General features: G+C 58.1%; 14 protein-coding genes. 2 read left to right on the forward strand and 12 right to left on the reverse strand.

What is annotated here, in order from left to right; all coding sequences use genetic code 11:
- Positions 1 to 1,373 (forward strand): hypothetical protein (locus ACH2ED_RS14325; RefSeq protein ID WP_395092332.1); only part of this gene is annotated, 1,373 nt, incomplete at its 5' end.
- On the opposite strand, the gene ACH2ED_RS14330 is transcribed toward ACH2ED_RS14325, so the two are convergent.
- The 12 genes from ACH2ED_RS14330 to dgoD form a co-directional block, all read right to left on the reverse strand.
- The gene (locus tag ACH2ED_RS14330) at positions 1,360 to 3,141 is read right to left on the reverse strand and encodes a WD40/YVTN/BNR-like repeat-containing protein (protein WP_395092335.1); all 1,782 of its coding nucleotides are present in this window, start codon (positions 3,139 to 3,141) and stop codon (positions 1,360 to 1,362) included. The two genes, ACH2ED_RS14325 and ACH2ED_RS14330, sit on opposite strands and share 14 nt — an antisense overlap.
- A gap of 6 nt (positions 3,142 to 3,147) precedes the next feature.
- On the reverse strand, positions 3,148 to 4,674 hold the full coding sequence (locus ACH2ED_RS14335) for a glycine--tRNA ligase (protein ID WP_395092337.1): 1,527 nt from the start codon (positions 4,672 to 4,674) through the stop codon (positions 3,148 to 3,150).
- Between the two features lie 14 nt (positions 4,675 to 4,688).
- On the reverse strand, positions 4,689 to 5,213 hold the full coding sequence (locus ACH2ED_RS14340; RefSeq protein WP_395092340.1) for a DinB family protein: 525 nt from the start codon (positions 5,211 to 5,213) through the stop codon (positions 4,689 to 4,691).
- A 123-nt stretch (positions 5,214 to 5,336) separates the two neighbouring features.
- Positions 5,337 to 5,840, reverse strand: a complete 504-nt coding sequence (locus ACH2ED_RS14345; RefSeq protein ID WP_395092343.1) for a DinB family protein — start codon at positions 5,838 to 5,840, stop codon at positions 5,337 to 5,339.
- Positions 5,837 to 6,832, reverse strand: a complete 996-nt coding sequence (galE, locus tag ACH2ED_RS14350) for a UDP-glucose 4-epimerase GalE (protein ID WP_395092345.1) — start codon at positions 6,830 to 6,832, stop codon at positions 5,837 to 5,839. Before galE ends, ACH2ED_RS14345 begins: the two co-directional genes overlap by 4 nt.
- A gap of 76 nt (positions 6,833 to 6,908) precedes the next feature.
- Positions 6,909 to 8,252, reverse strand: a complete 1,344-nt coding sequence (locus ACH2ED_RS14355; RefSeq protein ID WP_395092348.1) for a C1 family peptidase — start codon at positions 8,250 to 8,252, stop codon at positions 6,909 to 6,911.
- A 9-nt stretch (positions 8,253 to 8,261) separates the two neighbouring features.
- A complete protein-coding gene (locus ACH2ED_RS14360) occupies positions 8,262 to 8,717 on the reverse strand; it encodes a protein jag (RefSeq protein WP_395092351.1) in 456 nt (151 codons plus the stop codon).
- A 9-nt stretch (positions 8,718 to 8,726) separates the two neighbouring features.
- On the reverse strand, positions 8,727 to 9,965 hold the full coding sequence (locus tag ACH2ED_RS14365; RefSeq protein ID WP_395092354.1) for a YidC/Oxa1 family membrane protein insertase: 1,239 nt from the start codon (positions 9,963 to 9,965) through the stop codon (positions 8,727 to 8,729).
- Positions 9,966 to 9,972: 7 nt separating this feature from the next.
- On the reverse strand, positions 9,973 to 10,260 hold the full coding sequence (gene yidD, locus ACH2ED_RS14370; protein ID WP_395092357.1) for a membrane protein insertion efficiency factor YidD: 288 nt from the start codon (positions 10,258 to 10,260) through the stop codon (positions 9,973 to 9,975).
- The gene (gene rnpA, locus ACH2ED_RS14375) at positions 10,260 to 10,628 is read right to left on the reverse strand and encodes a ribonuclease P protein component (RefSeq protein ID WP_395092359.1); all 369 of its coding nucleotides are present in this window, start codon (positions 10,626 to 10,628) and stop codon (positions 10,260 to 10,262) included. The genes yidD and rnpA overlap by 1 nt, the downstream gene beginning before the upstream one ends.
- A 49-nt stretch (positions 10,629 to 10,677) precedes the next feature.
- On the reverse strand, positions 10,678 to 10,827 hold the full coding sequence (gene rpmH / locus ACH2ED_RS14380; protein ID WP_309687190.1) for a 50S ribosomal protein L34: 150 nt from the start codon (positions 10,825 to 10,827) through the stop codon (positions 10,678 to 10,680).
- A 107-nt stretch (positions 10,828 to 10,934) separates the two neighbouring features.
- The gene (gene dgoD / locus ACH2ED_RS14385; RefSeq protein WP_395092362.1) at positions 10,935 to 12,056 is read right to left on the reverse strand and encodes a galactonate dehydratase; all 1,122 of its coding nucleotides are present in this window, start codon (positions 12,054 to 12,056) and stop codon (positions 10,935 to 10,937) included.
- A gap of 79 nt (positions 12,057 to 12,135) precedes the next feature.
- Between dgoD and ACH2ED_RS14390 the strand changes: the two genes are divergently transcribed.
- Positions 12,136 to 12,705, forward strand: coding sequence for a tetratricopeptide repeat protein (locus ACH2ED_RS14390; RefSeq protein ID WP_395092364.1), 570 nt, complete (start codon positions 12,136 to 12,138; stop codon positions 12,703 to 12,705).
- Position 12,706: the final 1 nt, after the last annotated feature.

The following is a 12,706-nucleotide window of genomic DNA, read 5'->3' on the forward strand; positions in this document are numbered from 1 at the left end:
TAAAAAAAGTGAGTGGAATCAGCCATGACGCGATCCAGAAAGAAGTCCGTAAGCAGTTTAAACAATTAGAGCGTAACTCGCGCTACGGCTACCGAAACGACTACGATGAGGAGAACTCAGGCGTCTCTGAGATACTGGACGACTACGGCGAGCGGGCGTTTTCCTACCTGGATCAGAACCTCCCTGACAGTGCACTGGCTTTGCTGACAGCGTTTATGGAGGTCTTTCTGGAGCAGTGGGCCGACTACGACGAAGAAGAAAACGTAGAGTTTGAGAGCTTTGGGCTGGCACTAGCGAAAAAGCTCCTACGCACCTCTCTCACACCCACGCAGCGCAAAGCCTGGCTGGCCGCACTGGCTTCCTGGCAAACGGAGCTCAGTGACTACGGCGATGGTGAGTTCGATACGGCGCAGGAGATTGTGAAAAATCCCGAGAGTACTCCCAGCGAGAGCCGCGATGCTACCACGCTCCGTCTGGCGCTTTTCGGGGAGCAAGGGCGCTGGGAGGATGCCCTTACTCTCGCTAACCAAGCGGACTGGCCGGGGCGCTCGGCGCTCTATCTGACCTACTTGAACCGCCTGGATGAAATGGAGAGGGTGGCAACAAAGCGGGCAACAGAGCTCTCCAACGACGAGTACGTCACTTTGGTGGAAACCTTGCAGCATCAAGCGCCTGCCCTGGCACTGCGCCTGGGGAAACTTTTTCTCCCACAGCTTCTAGTGCCCCGAGAGAGCGGTTACTATCGTTACAATGGCGTAGAAAAGCTCGCCCAGAAAGTACTGGAGCTGGGGCAGAAACAGGGAGATAACGAGGCGAGCCGGGCGGCGCGTGAGGCTCTACTTTTGGTATCGCCGACTCTGGATCTCTGGAAATCACACTTCGCCCTACTCCAGCCCGCCGAGCACGAGAGTGCGCGCACGCGGCTCCTGAAGCAGCTTCTGGAGTGGCACGGAGTACAGCCAGAACAGCTTGCAATCTTATTGGAGGAGAAAGAGTGGGAGAGTGCCTGGAATATTGCCTCGCTCTATAGTGGTCAGTATGCACTTCCTGTAGCTCTGCGTGTGGTGGAGCATTTGCCACAGCCCGTACGTGACTATGGGCTAAAAATCGCCACACCAATTATGGGTAATAACCAGTCAGCGCAGTATGAATTGGCAGCGAGCTGGCTTGCGGTGGTAAGGACAGCGGAGATCGTACTGGGCAAAGGGCGTGAGTGGAACCAGCGCTATGAGACACTTCTACTTGAAAACAAGCGCAAGTACAAGCTGATGCCCTTACTTCAAGAGCTGGAACATGCCCCCGAGGAAGAAGCGCCGCCTCCCGTTCCCACGCCTCCGGCAGAGCGCAAGCGCCTGATCTTCAAATTGGACTGAGTCGCCACATGCCGTAGCACTGGCCGTTGAGCCAGACTTCACGGGTCTTGGGGTGGACGCGGATGGCGTTGACTTCACGCGGTTCCGAGGCTGCCGTTAGGTTCTCCCAGGTTTTTCCCACATCTTGGGAGCGGCAGACCGTCGCACTGGTGGCGTAGATATCGGCTGAGCCACCGACATAGAGCACGTCAGGCTTTAGGGGATCTACAGCGAGGTCGTAGATCTCGCCGGGAGCCTCCGCAACTCTCTGCCAGGTTGCGCCATGATCGTTAGAGAGGACGATGATCTTGCCTTTTTTGCCAACGAGCACGCCTGTGGCGTGGGTGTAGACACCGTCGCAGCCGGGCATGGGTTTCCAGGTCTTGCCGCCGTCTATGGAGCGCAGGTTACTGGCAAAGAGGATATTTTTATTGGTGGGATCGGAGAGGCTCACGTCGGGGCCGGAGAACGTCAGATTCCCAATAAACTGCCAGGTCTTGCCGTTATCACGGGTCACGGCGGCGTTGTAGTCTTGAAAAGCGAGAAAGACCGAGTCAGGGGCGTGGGTTGAAAAATTAAAGTATCCCCCGAGCATGATCCCATTGTAACCATTGGCGCTCCAGCGAAATGTCTTGCCACCGTCGGTGGACTTGGTGACAGTATCTCCGCCGATCCCAAAGACGGTATTCGAATCGGTCGGGGACCAGGCGAAGTAGCCATCGCGGACATTGTTGGGCAGGACACAGTTTTTACTCTCGATCGTGATGGGCTGCCAGCTCTCGCCGCCATCGTGGCTGATGGAGCGCACCCACTGGTAGTTATCGCCCTTTATCCAGCACGAGAGCCGCTTCGGGTCGGCGGGGCTCACCCGGATATTTTGCACGGGCTTGCCCTTCAGCTCTAGTCTGTTGCCGGGAAGTGTCGTCCACGTTTTCCCTTCGTCGGTGGACTGATGAACGCCGCCTGCATCTGAGACAAAGACCAGCCCGGAGTCGGTGACATCCAGCCCATGCACCGTCTGCTCTCGAAGGCGCTGGAAGGTTCTGCCGCCGTCTTTGGAGGCCAGTAAACCGCGCTTCCCCCCGATCCACACAATCCCCGGCACATAGTTACGGCGCGTGGTCTCAATCCCTTGAGCGAGCTCGGTGATGCGGTGAACTCCTGCCTGAGGCCCAATTCTCAGATAGGCATCTCGGTCTTCGCCCCCCAGCGGATCGCTAATGGTGCGCCATTCTTTCATCCTGACACCGGCGTGGCCCAGCTCATCACACTGGAACAGGCCAGACTTTGGCGTGAGGTAGTAGGCGACAGTGCAGGCACCGGGAATCACCCCGTAGCTGTAGGGATCGTAGGCGACGCGGCCTCCGGTGCCCTCCATCACGGGCACAACTTGCTCCCAACGACTCTCTTTTGCTCGCCAGCAGTAGAGGCCATGTGGCGTTTTCCCCCCGAGCCAGCCGGGATCGAAATCCATGGAGTTCCCCCCGACGGCAAGCATCGGTGCGGTTCCCTCGGGATCAAAAGCTACCGTGTTGCAACCGCGTGCAGAAAAGCCCTCCATCGAGAGGTTCCAGCTCTTACCGCCATCGCTAGAGAGATAGAGACCTCCGACATCAATGCAGAGCGCAAGCTCTCCTCGCTTGCCCCAGACGAGATCGCGCGGCCACTGTCCGCCCTCGCCACCGGGGGAGATTCCCGCCGCCGCCATCTCGGGCGAGAGAAGCGGCATCTTGCGAAGCCCAAACATGCCGGTCAGGTTTACGGAGCGTGGTTTGGTCTGGCGTTTCATGACGACCTACACCAAACGCGCCCGCAAGTAACTCAGAAGATCGCCAATCGCGATGCGCTCCTGTGCCATCGAGTCCCGGTCGCGCACTGTCACCGTGTCCAGAAGCTCCGTGCCACCGTCTCTGGACTGCCCCAGAGTATCGTAATCCACCGTGATGCAGAACGGTGTTCCGGCCTCGTCTTGGCGGCGGTAGAGCTTGCCGATGGCTGCCGTGTCATCGTAGACCACGCGCATCCCGAGCTGGTTTTGCAGGTCTTTCTTGATCGCCTTGGCTTTCGCCACAATATCGGGCTTGTTCTTGGCGAGCGGCAAAACCGCCACTTTGATCGGTGCGAGCGCGGGCTTGAGGCGCAGCACGACGCGAATATCGCCCTTGGCCTCATCCACCACCTCCTCGTCATAGGCTTCGCAGAGCGCAGCTAGAACCCCACGGTCTACCCCGGCGGCGGGCTCGATCACAAACGGGACAATGTGCTTGTTGGTCTCGTGGTCAAAGTAGGTCAGCTTTTCCACGGAGTGCTCGTTAGGCGCGACCGTGCTAGTGAGACCCAGCGTGTCGTTAGCGCGCGAGTGCGAGCCGAGATCAAAGTCGCCGCGATTGGCGATTCCTTCTAATTCGTCGAAGCCCAGCGTCGGGAAGTTATAAAGTATATCCACGGTGCGGCTGGAGTAGTGCGCGAGCTTGATGTGCTCAAAGAGCTGGATTTTCTCGCGGTCCAGCCCGACCACGTTCACCCACCAGTTAATGTGATCCTGAATCCATTCCTCATGAAGCAGGGGTGCGTCTTGCGCTTTACAGAAATACTCGATCTCCATCTGCTCCAGCTCGCGCACACGAAAGAGAAAGTTGCGGGGCGTGATCTCATTGCGGAAGCTCTTGCCCTGCTGCGCGATTCCAAACGGCAGCTTACGATTGGTGGAATCTAAGACGTTCTTAAAGTTCACGAACATCCCCTGCGCCGTCTCGGGGCGGAGATACGCAAAGTTCTCCTCGTCGGCGACCGGGCCGACTTGCGTCTTGAACATCATGTTAAAGGTGCGCGGCTCGGTCCAGTCGCCGGGCTTGCCATCGAAAGTATCCACGACTTTCGCGATCTTGAGCGCCGCCTGCGCCTTTGCCGGATCACCGAGGAGCGCGTCTACAAAGACATCCATGTCGTCGGGGCGCGGCGTGCCAAAGCTCGCCGCGACAGCATCGAGCACCTCAGACGTCTGCTCTTTAAGTAAGTGATCGAACCGATAGCGCTTCTTGGTGGTCTTGTTATCCACGAGTGGATCGGTGAAGCCGCGTTCGTGGCCGGAGTAGCGCAGGACGTAGCGGTTGGTCAGAAGAGCGGTCTCGATGCCCTCCATGTCGTCGCGCTCGTAGACATTGTGTTTCCACCAGAGCCGCTTGAGGTTATTCTTCAGCTCGACGCCGAGTGGGCCGTAGTCGTAGGTTCCCTGGAGGCCGCCGTAGATCTCGGAGCCGGGGAAGATAAAACCGCGTCGTTTGCAAAGAGAGATGATCTGATCAAGGGAAGTAGCAGGCATAGCGGATTATTTTATCATTGCGCCGGGTAGTATTCCTCGCCGAAGACTTCTTTGTAGATGGGATTAGGAAAGGGAGCCTCGTAGGGAGCCGTGCCATCCAAGCCAAAGGCGTAGTACAGATAGGAAAACTGTCCCAGCTTGTAGAGGACATTCTGAAGCATGTGGTAGAGCACAGCGCGGACACTCCAGTCGGAGTCCGCTTCATTAAACTGATGGCGCACCTCATCGAGTTTGTCGTCGGTGAGTCCGGCCAGAAGCGCCTGCCAGCGGTCCAGCTCCGCTTCGAACGCTGCAAAGAGGGCTTCGGGATCGGCAGGGGCTTCAAGGATGAGCGCGTGCTGTGAGGCATCGGGCTGCTCAATATGCTGACGGTCGCAGGCAAGCCACTGCCAGGTATGGATCACCAGGTTGCGGGCTGTGGGGGCCGAGGGGGAGTAGGTTAAGTCGAGCTGCTCGGGCGTTAGCTGCCGTGCCCAGCGCAGGATCTTACGGGCATTGCCAAGTAGGTTGTAGGAGACAATTTTCAGTTCCGAGGACATATACTCTCCATTATACGGGCGACTTCCGTGGTCGGAGGTCGCCCGGAAAAGTCATTCGCAAACTGCTACTGCTGGGGCTTTTAATCCCCGGATGGGGAAGATAAAACCACGCGGATTACTTTTTTACCCGAAAATTTCTTCATAGATAGGATTGGGAAACGGTGCGGCGTAGGGTTCGGTGCCGTCCATGCCAAAAGAAAACGCTAAATACGAGAGCTGTCCGTGCTTGTAGATGACGTTCTGGAGCATGTGGTAGACGCAGCCCCGGACACTCCAGTCGAAGCCCGTGCGGTTGAACTGATGGCGCTTCTCGTCGAGCTTCTCGGCAGGCATCGCCTTGAGCATTTCGTCCCAGCGCGCGATCTCGGCAGCGAGCTCCGCACAGAGTGCCTGCGGGTCTTGAGGCGCTTCGGGCACGCGCGGGTGCTTGCTGGCGTCGGGCTGCTCAATATGCTGCCGGTCGCAGACAAGCCACTGCCAGGCGTGCGTGACAAGCGTGCGTGCCGTAGGCGCGGCGGGGTGGTAGGTGAAGTCGAACTGCTCGGGCGTCATCTGGCGCGCCCAGTCGTGCATCTTGAGCAAGTGCCCGATGAGATTGCTGTGTGCTCGTTCCAAATCTGCTGTCATTCGGTGTAGTAGCCCTTGGGATGGGACTTGCGCCACTCGTAGGCGTGCTTGAGGATAGACTCGATATCGGGGTACTTGGGCGACCAACCCAGCTCGGCTTTGATCTTCTCGCACGAGGCACAGAGCCGTCCGGGATCGCCTGCGCGGCGCGGGGCGGGTTCCCAGTTGATCTTCGTGCCCGTGACTTTCTCGGCGGCGGTGAGCGCCTCCAGAACTGTGGTGCCGTAGGTATTGCCGAGGTTGTAGGCCGTGGTCTTTCCGCCCTCACGCAGATATTCTAGCGAGCGGATGTGCGCGTCGGCGAGGTCTTCGACATGGATAAAGTCACGCAGGCAGCTCCCATCGCGCGTGTCCCAGTCGGTGCCGTAGACGAAGAATTTTTCGCGGCGACCGAGCGCGGTGTCTAGGAGAAGCGGCAGGGCGTGCTGCTCGGGGCTGTGGTCTTCTCCTAGGCGGCCCTGGGAGTCGGCACCGGCGGCATTGAAGTAGCGCAAACTCACACTCGTGAGGCCGAAGGCGTGCTCGTAGTCTTTTAAAATGCGCTCGAACATCAGCTTGGTCTCACCGTAGGGGTTGGTGGTTTTCTGGGGATGATCCTCGGGAATGGGCAAGACCTGCGGCTCGCCAAACGTGGCGGCGCTCGACGAGAAGATTAGGTTCTTGACCCCGCCATCCAGCATCGCGCCCAGGAGTGCTAGGCCCTTGCCTATATTTCCCTCGTAGTACTTGCGCGGGTCGGCCACGGAGTCCGGCACCGAGGCGTAGGCCCCAAAGTGCATGACGGCATCCACATCGTACTTACGGATCGCCTTTCCCACCGCGACACTGTCGCCGTAGTCGGCGTAGACAAACGGGACTTCCAGTATCTTCGTCACTTTACGATGGCCCAGCTCAAAGTTATCGAGCACGACCACATCGTAGCCGCGTTCCTTTAGCAACAAAGAGGCATGCGAGCCGATATAGCCAGCGCCACCCACCACGAGAATTGACAAGAGAGGTTCCTCCAGTTTTATTTAGAACGCTTATTATATCAAAGCCCAGCGCCGCTTTTTGGAGGCAGTCAGGACGCTAGCTTGCTGAGGCGAGCGAGCCCATCGGGTCCCAGGGGTTGAGGGGAACGAGGGGCTGATCTAGAAGTGCGAGAAGCTCTTTGGAAAGATACTTCTTCTCGACCGCCACTTCGTAAAGGTACTCATCGAACCAGGGATCAGTCATGGCCATGAAGCCCTTGTCACCGCCTTGCTCTCCCCAGGAGTTCTCAACACGCCACTTGCGCGGTGCGCCCGCCTCGTCAATGTCTACGCCGGTCAGTACCATGGCATGGGTCATGAGGCTCTGGCCGTAGTCGAGGCGAGCGGCTTTGCCTAGCTCCAGGCTGGTGCCATAGAGCGGCTCGTACTCGAAGAGCTCTACATCCATCAGGCCCAGATCGCGGTCCATCTGCTTGCCCACGTCGCAGCCAAACCAGACGGGCTTACCCGCTTGTATCATCGCCTGGGTTGCGGATTTGAGTGCGGGCATCTCGACATTGAGATACTGAATCGGCTGCCCTCCGATAACATTGCCCAGATACGCAATCGTGTAGAGTGTGTTATAGGTCTTGGCGGACTGTGGGCAGTGGATCAGGCAGACCAGCTCGTCCAGTTCAACACTGACATATTTATTGCAGAACTGCTGTGGCGTAAGGATACCGTCGCGGTGGAAGTTTTTGTCTTTATCGCGCCACTGCCAAAGAAACTCGGTGGGCGGCTCTCCAAGATGGGTGGCGAGCATTCGGTAGAGCATGGGAAGAAGCGCATCTTTCTGCTCTCTCAGCTCGGTCTCGTTTGCCCCCCTCGCCTGCACGGCGCGTAGCTCAGAGGCGGCCAGGCGCAGCTTGAGGGTGATGAGCGCGTTCATATCACCGGAGCGCGACGAGCTCTCGGTCTCGGGCATGGCCTCTTTGGGCACGACGCCGTACTTCTTAACTAGCGCCGCAAACATATCCCACTGCCCGCCGTCTTGCAAAGGGCTAGCAAGAAGCCAGTCTAAAAGTCGGCTTCCCACAGGCTCATCAAGCGTGGCGAGGATATTCTCTAGGAAGTAGTTTGCCTTCTCAAGTTTGTCCCAAAACATCAGATAGTTCTGGGAGAGCTCGAACTCCTCGACCTCTAGCTTTTCGGCGATTTGGGTGCGAAAGAGATTGAGTCCGGCGAACATCCAGCAGCGCCCGGAGGCGTTCTGGGTGGTGGACTTGCCGGTCTTGACACTGTGCGAGTAGGTGTGTGTGAGGCGTGCGACGGCATCGCGATTAAGGGCCACGGCCTTGATGGCGGTCTTGGCCACGGCGTTGCGAGCGATCCGCGCCACGGGATCCGCGGCGAAGGCGGCGCGGCAGTGGGCCAGTGCCTCGTCATTGAGGGAAGTTTTCATGGTTTTTTGTTATTGTTGGGGGGCGATAACGATGTAGCGATCTGGCTCTTCGCCTTCAGAGTAAGTCTGGATATCCGTGCGCCCTGTGAGTGTCTGGTGGACAATGCGGCGCTCCAGCGGAGGCAGAGGATCGAGCACGGCCTCTTGGCCCGTTGAGGCAACCTGATCGGCGAGCTCATTGGCCATGTCGGTGAGCATCTTCTCCCGGCGCAGGCGGTAGCCATCGGCATCAAATGTCACCCGGAGCCGTCCCCTTCCCTGGCCCACAATCGCACTGATGGCGAAGAGCTGGAGGGCATCTAGAACCTGAGCTCCCCGCCCGATCAGAAACCGGGCATCTTCTCCGTGAAAGCCGATCAGAACGCCCTCAGGCTCATCCCGTTCCACTTTCGCGGTGACATCGAGCCCCGTTGTGGCGGCAAACTCCTGAGCGAAGGTCAGCACCTGCGCCTTGACATCCTCCATTTTCTACTCCTATTTCTTCTTCTGGTTTTTCGGTGAGATCAGCTTAGCATTGGCCGTCAGCCCCGCACCAGACGGGCCATTATCCCCTGAAGGGCCGCTTGCTGCCAATACGACGGGCCCATCGCCCGCATCTTTCGTCATCCGGTTCATCAGCCACTGACGTAGCATCCCAAACAGGGTGGAGACAAAGTAGTAGAGAACAAACGCCGACGAGACCTGGCTCTGGAGCATGAACAGGAAGTAAGTGACGGGCATGAAGGTTGTCATGGCCTTCTGCACTTCCGCCTGAGTGGGGTCTGTCGGTGCCGGTAAGAGCTTTGACTGGAGAAATTGTGCTAGGGCGTAGAGGAACAGCAGCAGAATATCAAGCTCTCCCAGGTGGTGTGCCAGTGCGCCACTGAGCGGGTAGGGCCACTTAAGGCTCGCCGCCCCGACGGTAGGGTTGATCCATAGGAAATGGGCGTCGGTGAAGTGGAACTGGTAGCTCTGGATCAGTTGGAACATGGCAAAGAAGATCAGCATCTGAGGAATGATCATCACGCAGCCCTGCATCGGGTTGACACCGTGCTGCTTGTTGAACTCACTCATTTTCTGCTGCATCAGCAGGGGATCTTCTTTATAGCGCTCCTGGATCTTTTTAATTTCAGGCTGGTACTTGGCAAGCTCCTTGAAGGACTTGTACTGCTTGAGTTGGAGCGGCCACATAATAACCGCCACAAAGATCGCAATCACAAAGATCGCAATCACGGGGGAGATTTCGGAGTTACCGCCACAAACCGTCACAAGGCCGTTCATGATCTTGTAGGCAATGCCTTTGGCATTGGCCTCATCCATCTTTAGGCCCAGCTCGTGCATCTTATCAATCAGTGCTGTTTTTTCCGGCAAATCCGAGCTGATGACACGTCGCGAGATCTGCTTGATCTGAATCCAGGCCGTGTAGTCGTTTTTGAGCTTGGTGGAAGTGAGGTCGGCGGCAATAATGGCAGACTTCATCCCTTCTGCCTGGGGGACGAACTTATTGGCGACTGCGTTGTAGAACCCGGCGGCCTCTTGCCAGAGAGCGTCTGTCTGAGTGGACTTGGCTTTCTCGGCGTCTTCCGCAAACTTCACCTTCGCCTCGGCGGCAGCAACGGCGGCGGCGGGCGTGTCGGGGATGGTGTAGTTGGGGCCACAGCCTACCCCGAAGAGCAGTGTGAGCAAGAGGGTGAGAAAGGCGACAAGTGCGCGGGTGCGTGGGGTAATGGTCACGTGAGTCTTATCCTTCTGGTAGGCCGGGAACCGGATCGTGGCCACCGGGGTGGAACGGATGGCAGCGACAGATACGTCGCAGGCCGAGCCAGCTCCCACGCAGCGGACCGTAGGCATGGATCGCTTGGGCGGTGTACTCGGAGCAGGAGGGCGTGAAGCGGCAGGTGGGCGGCGTGTAGCGGGAGACGCGCTGGTAGCCCCGGATCAGGGCCACTAGAATTCTTCCAGTTACCTGTCCGGCTTGCTTGACCAGAACTCCCAGAGTGGAGGGCTTGCGCCTGCGCCGTGTTTTCATCACTCGCCACCGTCGTTTATGACTCCTGCCGGGTTAAAGACCCCTGCCTGCTGGAAAAGTTGCACCACTACAGTGCGCAGCTCCGCAAAATCTAGGGCGAGTGCGGGTGAGCGCACCACGACAACCAGATCATAGCTCTCTAGCCTAGGTAGAAGCGGCAGGCTCAGTGCCCGCAGACGTCGCTTGACCCGGTTGCGATCGTGCGCCTTGCTAGCCACTTTCTTTGATACGACAAAACCCAGCCGCGGCGTTCCCTGACTCTGACGCCCTACATAAAGCGTCATCGCCAGGTGATCCACCCGACGCCTGCGCTGGTAGGTCGCCTGAAAGTCCCGATGACGGACGAGCCGCTGGGGGCGAGGCAACATATTCTTAAAGAATGGACAGTATCTCGTTGGACGAGGCCTTGTGAGGCAACTAATCCTTGTGTGCGAAAACGGTCAGGGCGTGTCGGCCCCGCTGGCGGCGGTTGCTCAGGACACGGCGACCCGTGGGGGTCTGCATACGGGCACGAAATCCATGCACACGCAGGCGACGGCGGTTTTTAGGTTGGAAGGTTCGCTTCATTATTCTCTACTCGCTCCGGAAATTTTAGACGGCATGAAAACGGCGCGGAGTGACCCGCGCCGCACACAGAAGGTCAATCTACCATGATTTGTCTCTTGATGCAATGTCTACCAGTCACAGACCGAACCGTCTTCGTCATAGAGATGGGGCGGTTTCCAGTCGTGGCCGAGTTTCTCCGCTAGGGCGTCTTCGTCGAGCTCGATTCCCAAGCCGGGTTTTGTGGGAAGCGGGACGTAGCCGTTCACGGGCACAAACGGCTCTTTGAGATAGCCCTCGCCCATGTTCACCTGCTCTTGAATGAGGAAATTGGGGATGCTAGCATCGAGCTGTAAACTCGCGGCGAAAGCGATCGGGCCGAGCGGGCAGTGCGGTGCGATCCCGGCGTAGTAGGCCTCCGCCATTCCAGCGATCAGGCGTAGCTCGAAGATGCCCCCGGCGTGGGAGATATCGGGCTGAAGGATAGTCGCTGCGCGCTTTTCCAACACCTCACGGAAGGCCCATTTGGTGAAAAGACGCTCGCCTGTCGCTATAGGTAAATGCGTTTTTCTAGCAATATCTGCCAGTATATCCACGTTTTGACAGTTGACGGGCTCCTCGATAAACATCGGCTGGTAGGGTTCCAGCGCCTTGATCAGCAGCATCGCCGTGGCGGGAGGAACGGCTCCGTGGAAGTCAATAGCGATATCCACATCCGGCCCGGCTGCCTCACGCATGGCGGCGAACTTGTCGCGCACCCGCTCTACAAACCCAGGCGTCTCGATCATGCGCGGTGGACGGCCTCCTGAAACACCTGTCTTGATGGCCGTGTAGCCCTGCGCTAGCTTCGCTTTCACATTGGCCGCGCTCTGCTCCGGGTCATCGCCCAGGCCACAGTGGGAGTAGACGCGGATTTTATCGCGCGTCGGGCCGCCCAGAAGCTCGTAGATCGGCACGCCCAGTGCTTTTCCTTTAATATCCCACAGTGCCTGCTCGACCCCGGAGAGGGCACTGGTGAGAATCTCGCCGCCTCGATAAAACGCATGGCGGTAGAGCGCCTGCCAGTGGTGGATGATTTTTGTGGGGTCTTGGCCGATAAGCTCACTCTCCAGCTCCTTAATGGCCATCGCGCATGTCTCCGCACGCCCTTCAAGTAGCGGCTCGCCCAGCCCGACAATACCCTCATCGGTGTGTATCTTGAGGAATAGCCAGCGAGGCTGAACCAAAAACGTCTCCAGCTTGGTGATTTTCATGCCTATACGATACCAGAAGTTGCCTGTGGATAACTCGGTTTGTCTGTGGATAACCTGTGGATAACTGGTACAATGCCTCATGCAAAAAGCTCCACAGAAGCCTTCGCAAAAGCCCACTGCCAAGGGCACCGTACCGAAAAAAAGTCCCTCACAGACTCAAGTACGGGGAATGGTGGATGCCTTGGTGGAAGGTCTCTGGGAAACGGGCGATAAGTACTTCCACGATGGCGACTACGTTCGCGTTGTCTCGCTCTGCCGCGTCTGTGTGGAGGCGGATCAGAGCTTCGATGAGGCCTATAGCTCGGGAGGCTACCTGCTCTGGAGCCTGGGCGAGAGTGCGTCGGCGGAGGCGTTTCTGGAGTACGGTACGCGGCGCTCTAAGAAGCCGGGCGCACTTAACAGTGAGATGGCGCAGCAGCTCTTTCGGACGAAGAACTACGCCGCCGCGGTGCCTTACTTCCAGAAAGCCATCAAGATTGGCGGCGTGGGAGTGACAAGCTACACGATGCTCGCCCATAGCTACACCAAGCTCAACAAGTTCGAGAATGCCGTTCAGGTCTGGAAGCAGGTCGTGACGAAGTTTCCCGAATTCCCGGCGGGCTCCAAGAACCTCAAGGACGCTGAGGAGCGGCTCAAGACGGGTAAGTAGG

Origin of the sequence: Armatimonas sp., assembly GCF_043757465.1 — a bacterium.
In the GTDB taxonomy this organism is placed as follows: domain Bacteria; phylum Armatimonadota; class Armatimonadia; order Armatimonadales; family Armatimonadaceae; genus Armatimonas.

Coding starts and splice junctions, on each gene's coding strand:
- ACH2ED_RS14330 (WP_395092335.1), bottom strand. CDS start 3,141: ATGAAACGCCAGACCAAACCACGCTCCGTAAACCTGACCGGCATGTTT.
- ACH2ED_RS14335 (WP_395092337.1), bottom strand. CDS start 4,674: ATGCCTGCTACTTCCCTTGATCAGATCATCTCTCTTTGCAAACGACGC.
- ACH2ED_RS14340 (WP_395092340.1), bottom strand. CDS start 5,213: ATGTCCTCGGAACTGAAAATTGTCTCCTACAACCTACTTGGCAATGCC.
- ACH2ED_RS14345 (WP_395092343.1), bottom strand. CDS start 5,840: ATGACAGCAGATTTGGAACGAGCACACAGCAATCTCATCGGGCACTTG.
- ACH2ED_RS14355 (WP_395092348.1), bottom strand. CDS start 8,252: ATGAAAACTTCCCTCAATGACGAGGCACTGGCCCACTGCCGCGCCGCC.
- ACH2ED_RS14360 (WP_395092351.1), bottom strand. CDS start 8,717: ATGGAGGATGTCAAGGCGCAGGTGCTGACCTTCGCTCAGGAGTTTGCC.
- yidD (WP_395092357.1), bottom strand. CDS start 10,260: ATGAAAACACGGCGCAGGCGCAAGCCCTCCACTCTGGGAGTTCTGGTC.
- rnpA (WP_395092359.1), bottom strand. CDS start 10,628: ATGTTGCCTCGCCCCCAGCGGCTCGTCCGTCATCGGGACTTTCAGGCG.
- rpmH (WP_309687190.1), bottom strand. CDS start 10,827: ATGAAGCGAACCTTCCAACCTAAAAACCGCCGTCGCCTGCGTGTGCAT.
- dgoD (WP_395092362.1), bottom strand. CDS start 12,056: ATGAAAATCACCAAGCTGGAGACGTTTTTGGTTCAGCCTCGCTGGCTA.
- ACH2ED_RS14390 (WP_395092364.1), top strand. CDS start 12,136: ATGCAAAAAGCTCCACAGAAGCCTTCGCAAAAGCCCACTGCCAAGGGC.